The 18,740-nt window shown below is 37.4% G+C and carries 17 protein-coding genes; 8 read left to right on the plus strand and 9 right to left on the minus strand.

The features are described from left to right. Positions 1–122 precede the first annotated feature (122 nt). The 4 genes from RCG21_RS07860 to RCG21_RS07875 all read right to left on the minus strand — a co-directional run bounded on the left by RCG21_RS07860 (position 123) and on the right by RCG21_RS07875 (position 4,119). Complete coding sequence (locus RCG21_RS07860; protein WP_133338512.1) at positions 123–698, minus strand: YitT family protein; 576 nt, start codon at positions 696–698, stop codon at positions 123–125. 111 nt (positions 699–809) lie between these two features. Next, positions 810–2,213: a peptide MFS transporter gene (locus RCG21_RS07865; protein ID WP_133338510.1), complete on the minus strand. Its 1,404-nt coding sequence runs from the start codon at positions 2,211–2,213 to the stop codon at positions 810–812. A 275-nt stretch (positions 2,214–2,488) separates the two neighbouring features. Further along, positions 2,489–3,490, minus strand: coding sequence for an inorganic phosphate transporter (locus tag RCG21_RS07870; RefSeq protein ID WP_133338508.1), 1,002 nt, complete (start codon positions 3,488–3,490; stop codon positions 2,489–2,491). An 11-nt stretch (positions 3,491–3,501) separates the two neighbouring features. Next, positions 3,502–4,119 carry a DUF47 domain-containing protein gene (locus RCG21_RS07875; protein ID WP_133338506.1) on the minus strand — a complete coding sequence of 206 codons (618 nt, stop codon included), beginning with the start codon at positions 4,117–4,119 and terminating at the stop codon, positions 3,502–3,504. Between the two features lie 324 nt (positions 4,120–4,443). On the opposite strand from RCG21_RS07875, the gene RCG21_RS07880 reads away from it, so the two are divergent. Beyond that, positions 4,444–5,145 (plus strand): pirin family protein, encoded by a 702-nt coding sequence (locus RCG21_RS07880; RefSeq protein WP_133338504.1) that lies wholly within the window; start codon positions 4,444–4,446, stop codon positions 5,143–5,145. A 172-nt stretch (positions 5,146–5,317) separates the two neighbouring features. Continuing rightward, a complete protein-coding gene (locus tag RCG21_RS07885; RefSeq protein ID WP_308913043.1) occupies positions 5,318–5,575 on the plus strand; it encodes a GlsB/YeaQ/YmgE family stress response membrane protein in 258 nt (85 codons plus the stop codon). Between the two features lie 36 nt (positions 5,576–5,611). Here RCG21_RS07885 and RCG21_RS07890 read toward each other — a convergent pair whose 3' ends face one another. Next, a complete protein-coding gene (locus tag RCG21_RS07890; protein WP_308913044.1) occupies positions 5,612–6,535 on the minus strand; it encodes an RluA family pseudouridine synthase in 924 nt (307 codons plus the stop codon). A 128-nt stretch (positions 6,536–6,663) separates the two neighbouring features. On the opposite strand from RCG21_RS07890, the gene RCG21_RS07895 reads away from it, so the two are divergent. The 3 genes from RCG21_RS07895 to RCG21_RS07905 all read left to right on the plus strand — a co-directional run bounded on the left by RCG21_RS07895 (position 6,664) and on the right by RCG21_RS07905 (position 10,023). Then, positions 6,664–7,062: a YhcU family protein gene (locus RCG21_RS07895; protein ID WP_308913045.1), complete on the plus strand. Its 399-nt coding sequence runs from the start codon at positions 6,664–6,666 to the stop codon at positions 7,060–7,062. A gap of 452 nt (positions 7,063–7,514) precedes the next feature. Then, entirely contained in the window at positions 7,515–9,260 is a 1,746-nt protein-coding gene (locus tag RCG21_RS07900; protein ID WP_133338498.1) for a phospho-sugar mutase, read from the plus strand. A gap of 40 nt (positions 9,261–9,300) precedes the next feature. Continuing rightward, entirely contained in the window at positions 9,301–10,023 is a 723-nt protein-coding gene (locus RCG21_RS07905) for an SDR family oxidoreductase (protein WP_308913046.1), read from the plus strand. A gap of 229 nt (positions 10,024–10,252) precedes the next feature. Here RCG21_RS07905 and RCG21_RS07910 read toward each other — a convergent pair whose 3' ends face one another. Then, complete coding sequence (locus RCG21_RS07910) at positions 10,253–10,507, minus strand: YhdB family protein (RefSeq protein WP_026574397.1); 255 nt, start codon at positions 10,505–10,507, stop codon at positions 10,253–10,255. A gap of 153 nt (positions 10,508–10,660) precedes the next feature. Here RCG21_RS07910 and RCG21_RS07915 point away from each other — a divergent pair, with 153 nt between their 5' ends. Both RCG21_RS07915 and RCG21_RS07920 read left to right on the plus strand, forming a co-directional pair. Further along, the gene (locus RCG21_RS07915; protein ID WP_133338494.1) at positions 10,661–11,632 is read left to right on the plus strand and encodes a M14 family zinc carboxypeptidase; all 972 of its coding nucleotides are present in this window, start codon (positions 10,661–10,663) and stop codon (positions 11,630–11,632) included. A gap of 93 nt (positions 11,633–11,725) precedes the next feature. Beyond that, positions 11,726–13,141, plus strand: coding sequence for a SpoVR family protein (locus tag RCG21_RS07920; RefSeq protein WP_026574399.1), 1,416 nt, complete (start codon positions 11,726–11,728; stop codon positions 13,139–13,141). A gap of 78 nt (positions 13,142–13,219) precedes the next feature. On the opposite strand, the gene RCG21_RS07925 is transcribed toward RCG21_RS07920, so the two are convergent. The 3 genes from RCG21_RS07925 to RCG21_RS07935 all read right to left on the minus strand — a co-directional run bounded on the left by RCG21_RS07925 (position 13,220) and on the right by RCG21_RS07935 (position 16,937). Next, the gene (locus tag RCG21_RS07925; RefSeq protein WP_133338492.1) at positions 13,220–14,326 is read right to left on the minus strand and encodes a putative glycoside hydrolase; all 1,107 of its coding nucleotides are present in this window, start codon (positions 14,324–14,326) and stop codon (positions 13,220–13,222) included. Positions 14,327–14,448: 122 nt separating this feature from the next. Beyond that, on the minus strand, positions 14,449–15,582 hold the full coding sequence (gene ald / locus RCG21_RS07930; RefSeq protein WP_026574400.1) for an alanine dehydrogenase: 1,134 nt from the start codon (positions 15,580–15,582) through the stop codon (positions 14,449–14,451). 116 nt (positions 15,583–15,698) lie between these two features. Next, complete coding sequence (locus RCG21_RS07935; protein WP_133338490.1) at positions 15,699–16,937, minus strand: PucR family transcriptional regulator; 1,239 nt, start codon at positions 16,935–16,937, stop codon at positions 15,699–15,701. A 350-nt stretch (positions 16,938–17,287) separates the two neighbouring features. Here RCG21_RS07935 and RCG21_RS07940 point away from each other — a divergent pair, with 350 nt between their 5' ends. Continuing rightward, positions 17,288–18,688 (plus strand): amino acid permease, encoded by a 1,401-nt coding sequence (locus RCG21_RS07940; protein ID WP_026574402.1) that lies wholly within the window; start codon positions 17,288–17,290, stop codon positions 18,686–18,688. Positions 18,689–18,740 lie beyond the last annotated feature (52 nt).

An 18,740-nucleotide genomic window follows, 5' to 3' on the forward strand; every position in this document is an offset into this window, starting at 1 on the left:
ATTTCATTTTCTCTCCTCTTATGGTTATTTTTTCCTATACAACCATAAGAATATTATCATAATAAAATGGAAAATAAAACTATTTATTTAATAATTTTCTAGATAGTTTTGTTAAGTTTATGTTAAAACGTTTGGGGTCTGCTTGTAACAGTTACGGTGGTCATGAGACCGACAAATATTATTGTTACTAGCGAATAAAAGAATTTTTCGAGGCCAACCACTTGGATACCGCTTGTAATCACTAGACCATCGATTAAGAAAATAATGATTCCTATATTTATAGAAGTAAATTTTGTTAGAAGCTGGGCGAGAAGATCTGTTCCACCTGTACTTGTTTCATAGCGAAGCATGAGTCCAATACCAATTCCAACGAGAATTCCGCCAATAATAGTACTTGGTAAAATTCCTATATTAATTTTCCCGTCCATGAACGAAAACAAATCAATACAAAAGGAAGATATAATTAGTCCATGTAAGCTGTAAAAGAAATAACGCCGTTCAAAAAACCAAGCCAAGATATAAAGCGGCAGGCTTAAAATAATCATACTTAAACCTGTCGGCCACCCGTAAAAATAATGGATGATTAATCCGATTCCAATTACTCCGCCATCAAGCAGATGATAGGGAACTAGAAATCCATTTACGCCTAAACTTAACAGCAAACTGCCAATAAGCATCGCTAATATTTTTTGTTTCATCCTATTTCACCCCATACTTGTCCCTTTAATTAAAAAATATGAAAAGGAATCTAAATTAGAAGTGAATGTATAAAAAAGAGGAAGAATCAATCGATTCTTCCTCTTAAAGATTTATTTTGAACTTTCTTCGGTCATCCGTTGCAGTTTTCCAGAAAGGGCTAATAAAACTAATCCAAGTACGATGGCCAATAGACCAATTACACTGAAAATTTCAAAGTAACCTAGTGACTGTGTTAGTGCCGCTAATTGTCCTGCAAGAATGTTTGCAACCCCGGAACCGGCAAGCCATACACCCATTAATAGGGATGCTAGTTTAAGTGGAGCAATTTTACTTACAAGTGATAAACCAACTGGAGAAAGAAGTAATTCACCGAGTGTATGCATTAAGTAGGTTAAGACAATGATCATCATGTTTGCTTTTATTGCGATATGATGCTCGTCGCTTCCTGTTTTTAATACAGCTAATAAAAGAATCATATATCCTAAACCTAAAAGCACCATACCTAATCCCATTTTTTTAGGGCCGCTCATATCACCACGTTTCGTATAAGAAAGCTTTAACCATAAAGCAGAAAGGATTGGTGCAAGGATAACAATAAATAGTGGATTTAAAGATTGGAACCAAGCTGTTGGTACCGTAAATCCGAAGAGGTCACGGTCAACGAAGCGATCCGTATAAAGTGTTAAGGAACTTCCTGCTTGTTCAAACCCTGCCCAGAAGAAAACGACAAACGCAGTAAGGATAAAAATAACGGCTGTACGTTTCTTTTCAATCTTTGTTAAAGGCTGTTTATTTAATGTTGCATTTGTTGTTTTCGATGCAACTTTACCCGTTGGCTTTTTACCAATGTCACCTAAATAACGATTGCCAAAAAGGTTAAAAATTAACTGCCCAATAATCATACCGATGGAAGCAGCTAAGAAGCCATATTTGAATCCGTGATGAACCACACCATTGATTGTTGTCTTGAAAAGGTCATCAGATAAATATCCAACTACTAAAGGAGAGAAAAAGGCACCAACGTTAATCCCCATATAGAAGATGGTGAAAGCGCCATCACGACGACGGTCATCTGGAGCATATAATTCTCCAACAATGGTTGAGATATTTGGTTTAAAGAAACCGTTTCCAACGATAAGTAATACTAATCCAAGATAGAAAGCCGCTTTACTTTGATCGGCAAATAATGCAAAGTTACCAACCGCCATAATAATTCCGCCTAAAGTGATCGCGAGGCGTCTACCTAAAAATCTATCAGATAAATAACCGCCAACCATTGGTGTAAAATAAACCGCACCTGTAAAGAATCCATAAATACTCATTGCAGTAGCATCGCTAAATCCTAACCCACCGCTTACGAATTCTGTTGTAAGGTATAATACAAGGATTGCACGCATTCCGTAATAGCTGAATCTTTCCCACATTTCTGTAAAAAATAGTAAGTACAGGCCAGGTGGATGCTTTTTTGCAACTTTAGCCTGCTCGGACTGTTTTATTGAAGCTGTATTGTCCATTGTATACCTCCTAATGTCCATGATAAAAAGATTATGTTATTATTCTAAATTAATAAATAGAGAACGGTCAATAGAAAGTTATAACAGTAAAAAGAGTTGATATATTAGGAATTTACGGAATTGTACACATTGTTTTTAATATACCGAAAGTAGGGATTTAATTATTTTAAAATAATTTTCAGATTAATTGCCAGGGTCAGGATCTAAAAGAAAGGGAGTCAATAAAAAATTGAACAAAAAAGACCAGAGATCTTGTGAACTCTGGTCTTTAATGATTAAAAAATGAGATCAAGAAGGAAAAACAAAACGGATGCTAATAAAGCTGAGATAGGCAAGGTGATGACCCATGTAATGATCATCCGCTGTGCTGTATCCCATTTAACACCTTTAATCCGGTGCGCAGAACCAACACCTAAAATTCCAGACGAAATAACATGTGTTGTACTAACAGGTAAATGGATGTAGGTTGCACCAAAGATAATGGCAGCACCTGTTAAGTCAGCAGCAACCCCGTTAATCGGACGGATTTTCATGATTTTACCGCCAACCGTCTTAATAATTTTCCAGCCGCCAATTGATGTTCCAAGACCCATTGCGATCGCACAGGAAACTTGAACCCAAAGGGGAACTTCTGCGTTATGAGGAAGAATATTATTTGCAATTAGTGCCATCGTGATTATCCCCATCGACTTTTGTGCATCGTTTGTTCCATGGGAATAAGATTGCAATGCGGCTGTCCCGATTTGAATATATCGGAAGCTCCGATTGGTTTTTGTTAAATTGAAATTTTTAAATACTACTTTAAAAATGCTGTAAACAATATAACCGACAACGAAAGCTAAAATCGGTGAAAGAATAAGTGCCTCAAGAATCTTTAAAAATCCGCTATAGTTTAACGCTGCAAATCCTTCTGCAGCAATGGCTGCTCCTGCTATTGAACCAATAATGGCATGTGAAGAGCTGCTCGGAATTCCGAAATACCATGTGACTAGGTTCCAAATAATCGCTGAGAGGATTGCTGCAAGAATAACGACAGATCCATTGTGAAGGGTAAAGGGATCAACAATATCCTTTGAAATGGATTTTGCAACACCAGTAAATGTCATTGCTCCAATAAAATTCATTACTGCAGCTAAAAGAATTGCATGCCTTGGCTTTAATGCTTTTGTAGATACAGATGTTGCAATGGCGTTGGCTGTATCATGAAAACCATTTATGAAATCAAATGCCAAGGCACCAATAACAATTAATACCGTTAGGATAAAAATTAAGCTCATATGATTGCTCCTTACGCATTTTTCATTATGATGGTTTCAAGTGTATTGGCAACTTCCTGACAGCTATCGGCAATGTCTTCAAATGTTTCATAAATTTCTTTGTATTGAATGATACGAATTGGATCCTTTTCGATGGCGAATAAATTTTTAATCGATTGACGTAAAATATTATCGCATTTTGATTCGAAATCTTTAATTTTAATGGCATGTTCTCTTATTTGAGGTAATTTTTTATTAGAAAGAAGGCCAACAGCTTTATCGATTTCGTGTACACTACCTTGAATGGCTTCAACAAATTTAAGCATAAAGTCATCAGCTTGTGTGATGGAGTACATTTCGAATAATGCCGCGCAGCTTTCAAGCCCGTCCAGTACATCATCCATACTCATTGCAAGGTGGAGAATATCTTCCCGTTCAATTGGAGTAATAAAGGCGTCATTTAATTCTTTAATGATTTCATGAACAAATGTATCTCCTTTTGATTCATATTCCTTCATTTTTTCAGAAAAAATCTTTAAATCACTGATGGTTTTTAATTTATATTCGGTAAAGAAATTTACACTTTCTTTTGAATTAGAAGAAATATTGTTTAACAAAACTGAAAACTTGTCATGTTTTTTGAATGCCATAGTCTATTTACCCCCATATAATTGTTGAAAAGTTGTCATTACCGAAAAACATTCTATCTGATAAATGTCGAAAAAAGAATTATTTTTAACAAACTTTACAAAAACTTAACATTAGAATTTTCTGAAAGTGGATATATATATGGCTTAATAGATACCTAATACTTTTACCAAATAAATGATTTTTATGTGCGAAGGAAGAGAAGTGACTAGGTTGACGAATCATTTGGAAAGGAATATAATTATCTCGAATTAGAGATAATTGGCTTTGAGATTTCATATGGATATAGTAATCATGAATCATCAATACGTAAGGAGTGTTTATACATGTTTGATATTTATAAGGCGGAGGAAAGATATACTGCAGATCATGGCTGGCTTAAAAGTAATTTTAGTTTTTCTTTTGCTGAGTATTATGATCCTTCCAACATGCAGTTTGGGCCGATGCGTGTTTTAAATGATGATATCGTTCAGCCCTTAAGAGGGTTTGGAGCTCATCCCCACCGCGAAATGGAGATAGTTTCAATCGTTTTAAAAGGACAATTAAAGCATGAGGATAGTACAGGAAAAAGTGCTGTCACTACATTTGGCGGTATTCAACGAATGTCGGCAGGAACAGGAGTTGTCCATTCAGAGGTAAATCCTTCCGGAGACGAGGAAGTAAACTTTTTACAATTATGGTTTATGCCTGAGGAATACGGACTCACACCATCATATGAAAGAACCGATTTTGATCCTGCTAAAATGAAAAATGCCCTTTTACCAGTTGTTTCAAAACATCATGGTGAGGATGTAGCCTATATCCATCAAGATCTTACGATATATTTATCAGAATTAGAGCCAGAAAAGGACCTTAGTTTTCATCAGGAAACGGGACGCAGAATTTTTTTCTTTGTGCTTGAAGGGGAAGTAATCCTTAATCAGGACCACCATTTGAACAGACGGGATTCTGCCCGTATTACAGAAACAGAGAGTTTACAAATTAAAGCCGTAAAGAATGCGAAATTCATGCTTATTGATTTACCTTAAATCATGAATCCCCGACCTTATAAAGAAGAACCGGATGTTTAATCCGGTTCTTCTTTATATATATGATTAGAAGTATAAATTTTGGGTACTTTATACATACAAGCAATTCAGTCCATGGAACTGAATGCTTGTATCAAATGAAATAATGAATACTAAAAAGGAGTGTTCGCAAGTGAGCTTCATTTGGTCATTAATCGTAGGTGGTATTATTGGATGGTTAGCAGGCCTTATCGTGGGGAGAAATATTCCAGGTGGCGTTATTGGTAATATAATTGCGGGATTTGTTGGGGCGTGGCTTGGGTCATTAATTTTGGGAAATTGGGGCCCTAACGTCGCAAACTTTGCCATTATCCCGGCAGTCATCGGGGCAATAGTTCTAGTCTTCCTGCTAAGTCTAGTGATGAGAGCCTTCCGAAAAACAGACCGCTAAAACAAAAAGCCTCCAATTTTCGGAGGCTTTTTGTTATTAGAGAGAATATACATCAATTTCTTTAAAAATTTCCGGCTTGTCTAAAAAAGGGGCATTGCAGATCACTTTTTCTTCTGTAAAAGGATGAATAAACTCAAGCTTTGCAGCATGAAGGGCTTGCCGGTTAACAAGTGGTTTACCTCCATATAGCGTATCACCCACAAGTGGATGTCCGATATGACTTAAATGAACACGGATTTGGTGAGTCCTGCCAGTGTCAAGCCAGCATTTTACATATGATTGCCGCTTTTTAGCATCCACTTTCATTACCTGAAAATGTGTAACGGCTTTTTGACCAGTGGAAGATACCCGCCTTCTTGATGCATGGTGGCGGTCGCGTCCAATTGGTTCATTAATTTCTCCCTTTTTTTGCTTAAGCAGGCCGTGAACAAGAGCAATATAGGTTCGTTTAATCTTACGATTTCCCAACATGCGATCCAAAATGGAACCTGCCAATGGGTGCTTTGCAAAAAGGATGGCACCAGAGGTATCTTTATCTAGACGATGGATTTGCCGAATATTTCTCATTTCCCCCTTTGCTTGCAGATAAAAAGAAGCAGCATTTACAAGTGTATTGGTATCCTTTGTTAGGTCATTTGGATGAGTATTTATAAATGGCGGCTTATTTAATACAAGAACATGATCATCCTCATATAAAACGGTAACCTCCATATAATGGAGAGGTAGGTTCATTTCCTCTTCTTCAAATAATTTTATTTGTAATTTACTGCCGGCTGTAATGGATTTATTCCAAGGATACGTTTGACCGTTAACTAATACTTTTTGTTCCATACGAAATTGATGGGTTAGCTTCTTCGGAGAATTCCATTTTTTTTGAAATAGATCTTCAATCGTTATTCCTTCCCAAATTTCTGGGATCGTTAACTCGAGCCAATTACCTTTTTTGCTTGTTTTTAACATTTTATTCTCCTTAAAAATACAGGGTTTGCATGGTTTTAATTACCACAGTTTTAACACAAGAAATTATGTTATCCTTATGATAAATTAAATATACATTAGAAAAAAGCGATAGCAAAGGTGGGTTACAAGTGAAAATTGTTTTTGCCTCAACACCAAGTCAAGAGGAAGAAATTTGCGGACTTGTGGGGTATATTTATTCAACTGTTTTTCCACTCTATTTTTCGGATGATGAAATTCGTTCTTTTGAACAGCTAAAGGTTTTGCACACCTCTAGCAAACAATTCGATGATTTTAGCACATTAAAAGATGCTTTTCAAGTGATGACCAGCATGCAAACGATTATTTCCATCCTCGAGTCTCCCACTCTTGATGATCAATATTCGTCACTTTTTAATAAGAATGTTTCAAATTTACAAGAATTTGGGCTATTCTTCCCATTTGAATTTGATCAATTTGTGGACGCGAAAAATATGAAAAACAGTATATTCAGTATCTATACAAAAGCTGCAAATGAATTAATTATCTAAGAGGGTGTCCTAAAAGTAAAATTAGGGGCACCCCCTTTTTTTGTGTATGGTTCTCTCTCTTATCTGGTCTGTTGATTGGAGCGGAGGGCACTCGACTCCTGCGGGATAGAGAGGTCACTGGAGACCCCACAGGCGCTTGCGCCGAGGAGGCTCCAGGATCTCCCCGCGGAAAGCGAGTGACCGGAGCGGAAATCAACAGGCCCTTTTTCAAAGATTATAAAAAATTGGAATTTAGATTTGATAAAGTAAAACCTGCAAGCAGGTACTTTATTTTTTATTCCATTATTTCCTTGTGCTTGATATGAAGAAAATTTAAAATAGTAATGGTAAAAATTCGTTAAAATTTCTTCCACTGCGAAAAATGTCGGAATAATTCCAGCAATTTTAAAAGGAGTAACAATCTTGAACTTCGAAACAATATAGAGTAGAAAGAATCATCAGGAGGAGATAAAATGGACTGGAAAGAAAATGCAACAAGATGGATCAACTTTGAGGGGTTAGATTCAGAGTTAAAAAATCAATTATTGGAACTAAAGAAAGATGATAAACAGCTGGAGGAAGCTTTTTATAAGAATTTAGAATTTGGTACCGGCGGCATGAGAGGGGAAATTGGTGTTGGTACAAACAGAATGAACCTTTATACAGTGAGAAAAGCTTCTGCCGGATTAGCTGCATACATAGAAGAAAATGGTCTTGAAGCAAAAAAACGCGGAGTGGTTATTGCCTATGATTCCCGGCATAAATCTCCCGAATTTGCAATGGAAGCCGCGAAAACATTAGCAACAAAAGGCATTCAAACCTATGTTTTTGATGAATTAAGACCCACTCCGGAACTTTCCTTTGCATTAAGATATTTAAATGCATTCTCCGGGATTGTCGTTACAGCAAGTCATAACCCGCCGGAATATAACGGGTACAAGGTATACGGGCATGATGGGGGCCAGCTTCCGCCTGAAAGTGCTGATCAGGTGATTGCTAGGGTCAATGAAATCGAAAACGAGCTATTGATTGAGGTGGATTCAGAAGAGAACCTTCGAGATGCAGGACTCATTAAGATTATCGGTTCCGAAATTGATAACGCCTATTTAGAAAAATTGAAAACCATCTCGGAAAATCCAACTCTTGCAGAAGAGTCGGATATTCGAATCGTTTTTACACCTTTACACGGAACAGCTAATAAACCTGTACGGAACGCACTTTCTGCTTTTGGGTATAAAAATGTGACCGTTGTTAAGGAACAGGAGCTGCCAGATTCCGAGTTTTCAACTGTAAAAAGTCCGAATCCAGAGGAACATGCAGCATTTGAGTTAGCAATTCGGGACGGTAAACGGATTGACGCCGATATTTTAATTGCCACAGACCCAGATGCGGACCGATTAGGAATAGCGGTTCTAAATCCCGAGGGAGAATATGTTGTCCTGACTGGAAACCAAACAGGTGCATTGCTACTTGACTATTTGCTTTCACAGAAAAAGGAAAAGGGCACCCTTCCTCAAAACGGAGTCGTTTTAAAAACGATTGTAACCTCTGAAATCGGCAGAAAAATTGCAGAATCCTATCAATTGAAAACCATTGATGTATTAACAGGCTTCAAATTTATTGCTGAGAAAATCAATGAATATGAAAATACAAGTGAACATACCTTCTTATTTGGGTATGAAGAAAGCTATGGTTATTTAATTGGAGACTTCGCCCGCGATAAAGATGCTGTTCAAGCAGCGCTTTTGGCAACAGAGGTTTGTGCTTATTATAAAAAACAAGGAATGACCCTTTATGAAGGGCTAATGCAGGTATTTGCTAAATATGGTTTTTATCTGGAAGGACTGCGCTCTTTAACATTGAAAGGAAAAGATGGAGCGGAAATGATTCAGCGAATTTTGGCTTCTTTCCGTTCTGAACCATTAACAAATCTTGGGTCCGTAAAAACTTTGACTTCAGAGGATTATTTAACGGGAGTTCGTTTATCGAAAAATGGCGAGGAAAGAATTGATTTGCCAAAATCCAATGTTTTGAAATATACGTTTGAGGATGGTTCATGGGTTTGCCTAAGACCATCTGGAACGGAACCAAAAGTGAAATTCTATTTTGGTGTAAATAGTGGAAGCTTAGAAGAAGGTAAAAGCAAGCTTGAAAAAATTGAAAAAGATTTTATGGCGCTTGTCGATGAAAAAATAAATTTAGTATCTGAAACACGATAACAGCATAGAAAGAGCCACAATATGAAAGGGAGTTTCAAAAATGTTAAAAGGTCAAATAGCCATTGTGACAGGTGCATCCAGGGGAATTGGGAAGGAAATTGCTCTAAAATTGGCTGAACAAGGTGTGAAATTAGCATTAGTCGGCAGTTCTGAGCAGGTTAACCAAACGGCAGAAGAGCTGAAGAATAAAGGTTTTTCTCATGTCCTTCCGATTCAGGCAGACGTTTCCAATGAGAGTGATATGCAAGAGGTTGTAAGAAAAACCATTGATGAATATGGTCACATTGACCTCCTCGTTAATAATGCAGGAGTTGGCTTTTTTAAATTAACCGAAGAAGTGACTGTCGAAGAATGGAAAAAAGTATTTGAAGTAAATGTGCAAGGGGTATTTCTTGGAATTAAAGCGGTTTTGCCGCATATGAAAGAACAAAAATCAGGTACAATCATTACCATTTCTTCCGATGTTGGAAGATACACGATTCCGAATGGAGCAGCCTACACTGCCACGAAATATGCCGTCCAAGGCTTTTCCGGTTCTGTTGCTCAGGAAGTACGTGAATATGGAATCCGGGTTGGAACGATCAATCCAGGGATGGTGGATACCTATTTTGCGGAGTCAACCCAAGGCCTGCCAGAGAAAAAAGATTGGCTGAAGGTCGAAGATATTGCGAATGCTGTTGTTTATATGGCGTCCGCATCAAAATATATGCTAATTGATGAAATTGTCCTTCATCCTTTAATTCAACAATACCCAATAGCATAATTGTTAAATGCCTGAAGAGTTCTCTTCAGGTTTTTTACGTCTACAGTGCTAAGCTTGAGACTTCAAGATCTGATCCAAGCAGTATTTTATTCTATTCGGAATGGAGTTTTTGAACAAATATTATAAATTTGAAAAACGGCCCCCTTAAAAAGGAGCCGTTTTTTGTGGTGGAATTCTTTAGCCCGGTTGTAAATATTTTTCTCACACAAAACTGTATTCACTTGCTGTTTCAGGAAAGACTATACATCGGAATCTCATTTGGGTCGGTTTCTGCCGCTTCGTTTGCATGGTCGATGTATCGAAGCAAGGCATACAATTTTTTTTCTAATACTGAGTAATCATGTTCGAAATGGTAGGCATGCAGGAATTGTTCTATTTTCTTTGATAAAAATTGGTCTTTTGTTCGAACCATTAAAATTAATAAGTTATCCCACTCGGACCGGTGTGTATAATACAACGCACGGTCATAATCCACTTTATTCATTTAGTTGTCTCCTCCTTGTTAGGAGTTGAGTTTATTTTATGATTTTTTGCCGAAAACTTTCACAGAAAATGTTGGACACCCTTAATTGACGCGTTTTTCAACTTTTACCTGTATAAAATTTTAGTGGTAAGCCACTACTTTAGGGGGGAAGATATGTTCAAATACTTCTTGTGCTTCATGATTTTATTTACACTTCAGCCTGACAATGCCTTTGGAGAAAAATTAGTTGAAGTTAAAAAACCCTATACGTACGAAATTTTAAAACAGGACCTTTCAAAGATTCAAAAAAAATATAAATCAGTAGTTGAGATTAAATCCATTGGAACCACTTATTATAAAAAGAATATTTGGGCCGTCAGACTTGGGTCGGGTAAAAAAAATATTGTTCTGATTGGCAGTCATCATGGACGGGAATGGCTGACTAGCATGGTGCTGATGAAAATGCTCGAAACTTATGCTGATGAATATGAAAAGGGAAAAAGGTCAACTGATATTTTAAACGAAGTTTCAATTTGGTTTATTCCGATGTTGAATCCAGATGGTGTCATGATTCAACAAAATCATTTTGCTCAGCTTTCCCGGAGCCAAATAATTAGTTTAGTGAAAATGAACGAAGGTTTAGAGCAATTTGACAGATGGAAAGCAAATGGTATTGGAATCGATTTGAATCGCCAATATCCTGCAGGATGGGAAGCAATAAAGAATGATCCGAAGGGACCATCATATAAGTCTTTTAAGGGAAAAGCCCCTTTAGAGGCAGAAGAGGTAATCGCCTTAACAAAGTTTATTCATCATAGGCAGCCAATAGTAGCTGTTGCCTATCATACCGCCGGGAGAGAAATCTTTTGGAAGTATAAAAACGGCAAACATCTTAAACGTGACCGAAAAATTGCGAAAAAAATCTCCAAACTTACTGGCTACAAATTAGGTAGACCCGATCAAGATGCAGTGGGTGGAGGTTTTACGGATTGGTTTATTACTACTTATCACCGACCGGCTCTCACGATTGAGATCAGCTATCTTGTTGGAGAAACCAACCCCCCATTATCCGTATTTAAAAAGGAATGGAAACGGAACAAGAAGGTGGGCTTGATGCTTGCAAAAGAAGCAAAAAAAATAAAGTAATATCTAGTCTTTTGTCTATGTTTTTTCTATCTTGTTTCATCATTCCTGCCTTTTCTTCATACATTGTGGTAAGAGGAAAAGGGGGAATGGCTCATGAATGCGGAAGAGCGCAAAGCACTGGAATATGCCATTAGCGAGATTACAGAAATCGCAAGCGGCTTTGGCCTAGATTTTTATCCGATGCGTTATGAAATTTGTCCAGCGGAAATCATTTATACATTTGGTGCATATGGCATGCCAACCCGGTTTTCACATTGGAGCTTTGGCAAACAATTTCATAAGATGAAGCTTCACTATGACTTGGGATTAAGTAAAATATACGAGCTTGTTATCAATTCAAACCCATGTTATGCCTTCTTGTTGGACTCTAACGCATTAATTCAAAATAAACTGATTGTGGCTCACGTACTTGCCCACTGTGATTTCTTTAAGAATAATGTTCGTTTCCAAAATACCAAGCGGGACATGGTGGAAAGTATGGCTGCAACGGCAGAAAGAATTCGAAAATACGAAATACAATACGGGAAAAAAGAAGTAGAGACATTTTTAGATGCTGTATTAGCCATTGACGAACATATTGATCCATCTTTGATGAGACCAAAATTAGCATGGTCAATGGATGATTTGGAGGAAGAAGAGAGCGGTGAGCACCGTAGCCCTTCTCCGTATGATGATCTTTGGTCATTGGATGATAAAGATAAAAAGGTTGAAAAAAAGCCGACAAAAAAGAAATTTCCACCAAAGCCTGAAAAGGATTTATTGTTATTTATTGAAACATACAGCAGAGAGCTAGAGGATTGGCAGAGGGATATTTTAACAATGATGCGCGAAGAAATGCTGTATTTCTGGCCGCAGCTTGAAACGAAAATCATGAACGAAGGCTGGGCATCCTATTGGCATCAGCGTATCTTAAGAGAGATGGACCTAACCAGTGATGAGGCGATTGAATTTGCTAAATTAAATGCCGGCGTCGTTCAGCCATCAAAAACAGGTATTAACCCATACTATCTTGGTATCAAGATTTTTGAGGATATTGAAGAACGTTATAATAATCCAACAGAAGAAATGAAACGTAGAGGCGTTCAGCCAGGCTCCGGCAGGGAAAAAATGTTTGAGGTCCGTGAGGTAGAATCTGATATTTCCTTCCTGCGCAATTACTTAAATAAGGACCTTGTGATGCGTGAGGATATGTATCTTTTCCAAAAACAAGGCAGGGACTACAAAGTTGTCGACAAGCAGTGGGAGCATATTCGCGACCAGCTTGTAAACATGCGTGTAAATGGGGGATTCCCATATATTACTGTAAATGATGGAGATTATTTGAAAAATGGAGAACTTTATTTGAAGCATTGGTATGAGGGGGTAGAACTGGACGTAAAATACCTCGAAAAAGTATTACCTTATATTCAACAGCTTTGGGGAAGACCAGTTCATATGGAAACAAATGTCGAAGACAGAAAAATGTTATTCACCTACGATGGTAAGGGAGTTCACAGGAAATATATCTAGTGGATGGTTAAAGCAAACAAAAACCAAGGCACGTGTTCGGTGCCTTGGTTTTTCACGTTATCCGGATTCGGATTCCTTTTAGTACGGTGTATAATCAACGTTTGGCGTGTATTTATTGCTGGCATTCCAGAGCAGGAATTCATGAATTCCTTGGGAGTGCAGCCCGCGAATTTGGTCTTCAATTTCTTTCTTGCCATATACTTTAAAATTTCCACTACCAAGCCATGCTGCAGTAAAATCTTGGAGCCATGGCCTGGAAATAGGAGGGTTGCTTAACTCTTCTAACCGGCCCTTTTCTACCTTCGCGTATTCTTTGACAAGCTGATAGGGGTGCAAATCAGGTTTCTTTATTCCAAAAATCCCTGTCCAATGACTTGGATAGATCATGGCGGAAATAACATCCACATTTTCGGCAATTTTAGAGAAATTTTGCCCAATACCTGGTGCTTCCGGAATGACAGTAGCGTTACCGAAAACATCTACAGATACTTTAACATGATAAGGTCTTAACGTTTCTGAAGCATACTTAACAAAACATGATACCGCCGCAATTCTATTTTGTCCATTCTTGGAAGGAAAGGTTCCCTGTTCGAAGCTTAGCTGTTTTTCAAAGGTTTCAAACTTCTCTGGAAAACGGACATAGTCAAATTGAATTTCTTTAAACCCCATATTGGCGGCTAGGATAGCAACCCCAATATTATAGTCCCAAACCTCTTTCAAAAATGGATTGGTGAAGGAATCTCCCCGCGCGTTTTTCCAAATCCCATTTGACGTTCTATAGGTAAGGCTAGGTGATTTTTTTGCCAATACACTGTCTTTAAAGACAACAATCCTCGCAATTGGAAAAATTCCGTTGGTTTTTAATGTATCCATTAATTCTTTAGGGTTATTAATATAAGGCTTGCTGATAGAAAAATAGGGTGAGTTTTTTGATGGGAGAAAGGTCATATTACCGTAATCATCTTTTACATCAATGACCATGGCATTTAACTCTGTTTGGTTAACGAATGAAAGTAGTTTATGAAACCTTTGGCCGCCTGTATTTTCAGCCTTTACATAAATCCCGCGAATCGGCTGCTGTGAGCCTAGTGGATTTACAGCAGATTCCTTGGCGGAAATTTGGTTTGGGACGGGAAATAGCGAAAGGGTAAATAAAACGATAATAGTAAGCAAAATTCTTTGCATCGGATCACTCCTCCTCAATCATCTTGCTTTTATCGTTCTCCGTTGTAACCATATTCATTCTAAGTGGAACTATTAAAAAATCCCCACAAGCAAGAAACTTGTAGGGACCTGATATCATTTTATTAAATAGATGCTAGTTCTTTTTCTAATGCATCTTCTACTGTTACGAAGTCATACCCAAGATCTTTTGCAACTGCTTCGTACGTAATTTCACCGTTTGCAACGTTTACGCCAAGCTTTAAGGCATGATTTTCAACAATAGCTTTGAATACACCTTTGTTAGCAATTTGAAGGGCATATGGGACTGTAACATTTGTTAAAGCAATAGTTGAAGTTCTAGGAACCGCACCAGGCATGTTTGCTACAGAATAATGAACCACACCGTGCTTAACAAAAGTAGGATTGTCATGTGTTGTTACATGGTCGCTAGTTTCAACAATACCACCTTGGTCAATCGCAACATCAACGATGACAGAACCAGGCTTCATGGCTTTTACCATTTCCTCAGTAACAAGTTTAGGAGCCTTCGCACCAGGGATTAATACTGCTCCAATTAGAAGGTCTGCTTCGGCTACTGCTTCAGCAATATTAAATGGATTAGACATTAAAGTTTTTACTTGGTTTCCAAAGATATCATCTAATTGACGTAAGCGGTCTGCACTTAAATCAATGATGGTTACATCCGCCCCTAAACCAACAGCCATTTTAGCTGCATTGATTCCAACAACTCCTCCGCCAATGATGGTAACCTTGCCGCGGTTAACCCCAGGAACACCTGCAAGAAGGATACCTTGGCCACCGTAGAATTTTTGTAAGAATTGTGCACCGATTTGTGCAGCCATACGTCCTGCAACTTCACTCATTGGTGTAAGAAGTGGAAGAGTTCTGTTAACTTCTACTGTTTCATAGGCGATTGCAATGACGCCGCTATCTTTAAGTGCTTTTGCCAATGGCGGCTCAGCAGCTAAGTGTAAATAGGTGAAAAGAATTAAACCTTGACGGAAGTATTTATATTCACTTGATAAAGGCTCTTTAACCTTCATAATCATTTGTGCTTTTTCCCAAACTTGGTCAGCGCTATCAATAATTTCAGCACCGGCTTTTGCATAATCTTCATTGGAGAAACCGCTTCCAATTCCAGCGTCTTTTTCAACTAATACAGTATGACCTGCATTTAAAAATGAAACAACTCCAGCTGGTGTAAGCGCAACCCTGTTTTCATTGTTTTTAATTTCCTTAGGTACTCCAATAAACATTCTATAAATCCCCCTTAAAAACTTAGGTTATTTTTGCTCTGGTCTTAGTATAGAATGTTTGATGAATTTTTTCTTTGTGAAGAAAGGAGAAATATTTTTCTCCTTTTTGTTGATTTTCACAAACGGTGATATTTTTCTAATTTTAAATCTATAAATAAAAGCATTTTCTGATTGGGATCTTTAAAATTAACCTCTCCAATTTCGGCAATCCGCTTCAATCGATAATTTAATGTATTTGCGTGAACATTTAATTCCTTTGCAGCATCTGCAATATTCGTGTCGTTATTTAGAAAAACCTCCAGGGTTTCCACAAGATTGCTGTTGTGCTTTTGGTCATACTTATGAAGGGATTTTAACGAGTGGTTTTCATATTCCTCGTTTTTTCTCTTCTCTAAAAGGACATCGAAAAATTGGTAAATCCCCAGTTGTTGATAATGGTAGATATTTTTGGTTTCAAATGGAAATTTTTCTTTGATCGATAAAACCTTTAATGTTTCCTGATAGGTTTTTCCAATCTTGCCATAATCATCATTGATACTGCTGAAAACAGGAGTAATATTCTGAATGTTATAACGTTCATTCATTTTCCACACAAATGATTGCGCAAATTGGTCTATTTCCTCCAACGGCCGTTCGTTTTTTGATGCGGATACAAGCAGTATGAGCTGGTTACAATCAATTGTATATAGCATAATGGTTAAGCGCTGGCTTGTTTTCAGCAGATAAGAAATGGATTGCTCCTCTTTTCGGGTAATGTTGTGCTGAAATTGAAAAACAAGAACAGCGTAGGAAGGGGAAGGAGTAATTTTTAAGGTTTGGAAATTATGAATGATTTCTTCTTTAATCGTTAAATGACCCGTTAATAATCTCCAAAAGAATTCTTGAAAATGCTCGCCTTTTTTGTTTTTTCTTGTCTGTAATTGCAATAATTTATTTTTTACAGCATCGGCAGCCTTTTTAAGCAAGAAAAAATCCTTGTCGTTCAAGGTCTTATCAATTTCAATCGCCCAAATAAAGCCTAGTACTTCTTCTTGTTTCCAGATCGAAATGGCTACCCTATCACTGAGTCCAATATCGTCCATACTTTTTACACGAATGGGCTGGTCGGTTTTTAACAGAGCGGGGATGGTTCCTTCTTTCCATAATTGATTAATTACCTTTTCAGGAACCCTTCTGCCAATAATCGTAGAAATTCTCGCCGGATCCGTTCTTTCATCATGGGTGCTATAGGCAAGCAATCGATGGTTGGAATCTTCAATTGTAATTGGGCATTGAAGCACCTGACTGATTAGATCGGCAAACTCATCTAAACTATCAAAGTCAGCCCTAAAAGGATCATTTAATAATGAATTCAAGAGATTTCCCCCTATATGGTAGAAACAAATTAATAGATGTATTTTGTTTAAATATACAAAATGACAACCGAAAATTCTAGTTTTTACACAAAAGAAATAAATTGTAATATTATTAAAATAATTTTAGGTATTTGCAAAAATAAAAAATATTTGTATAATTGTAAAATGTAAGCGTTAACACTTGGGGTAGGAGGCGAATGCATTTACTGAGAACGAATTTTTTCTTTTGGAGCATAGAAATTATATAATATTATTACTATATTAATAAAGATAACCTCTAGTGAAAGTTGTTTAAAATCTATCAAAGAATTACATGCTTTTGGAAATGATTAAAAAGAGGAGATGAATTTATGAGTAAGAACCCTCAAGGAAAAGATCTTCATCGTGGATTGGAAGAAAGGCATATTAATTTAATGTCCCTAGGGGCTGCAATCGGAGTAGGATTATTCCTCGGTTCAGCAACAGCTATAAAAATGGCGGGGCCTGGAATTATTCTTGGATATGGTTTTAGTGGATTAATCATGTTTTTTATCATGCGTGCTCTAGGGGAAATGGCTATACAAAAACCTGTAGCAGGATCATTTAGTAAGTATGCACGAGATTACTTGGGACCGCTCGCAGGTTACATAACTGGCTGGAATTATTGGTTTTTATGGGTTGTAACCTGTATGGCAGAAATTACGGCTGTCGGAGTATATATGAAATATTGGTTTCCGGGGACTCCGGGTTGGATTTGGGCATTAGCCGCACTGGTCATCATGGCAACTGTCAATTTCCTTGCGGTAAAAGCCTATGGCGAACTGGAATTTTGGTTTGCACTTATTAAAATTGTCACCATTTGCTTAATGATTGTTGTTGGATTAGGAATGATTTTCTTTGGAATAGGTAATGGTGGGATTGCCACAGGAATAAACAATTTATGGAATCATGGTGGATTTTTCCCACATGGTTTCAAAGGAATCCTAATGTCATTACAAATGGTCATGTTTGCTTACTTAGGAATTGAAATGATCGGGGTTACAGCAGGAGAGGTTAAGAACCCGGAAAAGACGATTGCAAGAGCGATTGATTCTGTTTTCTGGCGTATCTTGATTTTCTATGTAGGTGCACTGTTTGTTATTATGTCCATTTATCCTTGGCAGGAAATCGGAACAAAGGGCAGCCCGTTCGTATTAACTTTCGAACAAATTGGAATTAAGGGTGCAGCTGGAATTATTAACTTTGTTGTACTAACGGCAGCTCTTTCTTCATGTAATAGTGGAATCTTTAGTACGGCAAGAATGTTGTTTGACCTAGCGAAGCATGGTGAGGCTCCAGAGAAATTTGGTAAGGTTACAAGGACTGGTGTTCCGGGTCTTGCAATTATTGCCTCAGCAGCAGTATTATTAATTGGTGTAGTTTTAAACTATGTTGTACCAGCAAAAGTTTTTACGATGGTTACAAGTATTGCAACATTCTCAGCAATTTGGACTTGGGGGGTTATTCTTTTATCCCAGCTACGCCATCGTAAAGACATGAAATCTAACGAGGTTCAGCAGTTAAAGTATAAACTGCCCTTATATCCGCTATCTTCCTATCTTTCACTCGCATTTCTTGTTTTTGTTGTGGTGATTATGGCGATTAACCCTGATCAAAGAATAGCTGTAATCGTTGGACCAATCTTTATATTAGCTCTTACTGGATATTATTATTTTAAAGGTTTTCATAAAAGAAATTCTTCTTCGTCAAAATCAAAAAATCAAGCAAGTTAAATAAATTATGAAAATGGAGTCCGGCAATCGGACTCCATTTTTTCTTCTTCAA

Origin of the sequence: Bacillus salipaludis (genome assembly GCF_030938565.1) — a bacterium.
Lineage (GTDB): Bacteria > Bacillota > Bacilli > Bacillales > Cytobacillaceae > Neobacillus > Neobacillus salipaludis_A.

Coding starts and splice junctions, on each gene's coding strand:
- RCG21_RS07860 (WP_133338512.1), bottom strand. CDS start 698: ATGAAACAAAAAATATTAGCGATGCTTATTGGCAGTTTGCTGTTAAGT.
- RCG21_RS07865 (WP_133338510.1), bottom strand. CDS start 2,213: ATGGACAATACAGCTTCAATAAAACAGTCCGAGCAGGCTAAAGTTGCA.
- RCG21_RS07870 (WP_133338508.1), bottom strand. CDS start 3,490: ATGAGCTTAATTTTTATCCTAACGGTATTAATTGTTATTGGTGCCTTG.
- RCG21_RS07875 (WP_133338506.1), bottom strand. CDS start 4,119: ATGGCATTCAAAAAACATGACAAGTTTTCAGTTTTGTTAAACAATATT.
- RCG21_RS07880 (WP_133338504.1), top strand. CDS start 4,444: ATGTTTGATATTTATAAGGCGGAGGAAAGATATACTGCAGATCATGGC.
- RCG21_RS07890 (WP_308913044.1), bottom strand. CDS start 6,535: ATGTTAAAAACAAGCAAAAAAGGTAATTGGCTCGAGTTAACGATCCCA.
- RCG21_RS07900 (WP_133338498.1), top strand. CDS start 7,515: ATGGACTGGAAAGAAAATGCAACAAGATGGATCAACTTTGAGGGGTTA.
- RCG21_RS07905 (WP_308913046.1), top strand. CDS start 9,301: ATGTTAAAAGGTCAAATAGCCATTGTGACAGGTGCATCCAGGGGAATT.
- RCG21_RS07910 (WP_026574397.1), bottom strand. CDS start 10,507: ATGAATAAAGTGGATTATGACCGTGCGTTGTATTATACACACCGGTCC.
- RCG21_RS07915 (WP_133338494.1), top strand. CDS start 10,661: ATGTTCAAATACTTCTTGTGCTTCATGATTTTATTTACACTTCAGCCT.
- RCG21_RS07920 (WP_026574399.1), top strand. CDS start 11,726: ATGAATGCGGAAGAGCGCAAAGCACTGGAATATGCCATTAGCGAGATT.
- RCG21_RS07925 (WP_133338492.1), bottom strand. CDS start 14,326: ATGCAAAGAATTTTGCTTACTATTATCGTTTTATTTACCCTTTCGCTA.
- ald (WP_026574400.1), bottom strand. CDS start 15,582: ATGTTTATTGGAGTACCTAAGGAAATTAAAAACAATGAAAACAGGGTT.
- RCG21_RS07940 (WP_026574402.1), top strand. CDS start 17,288: ATGAGTAAGAACCCTCAAGGAAAAGATCTTCATCGTGGATTGGAAGAA.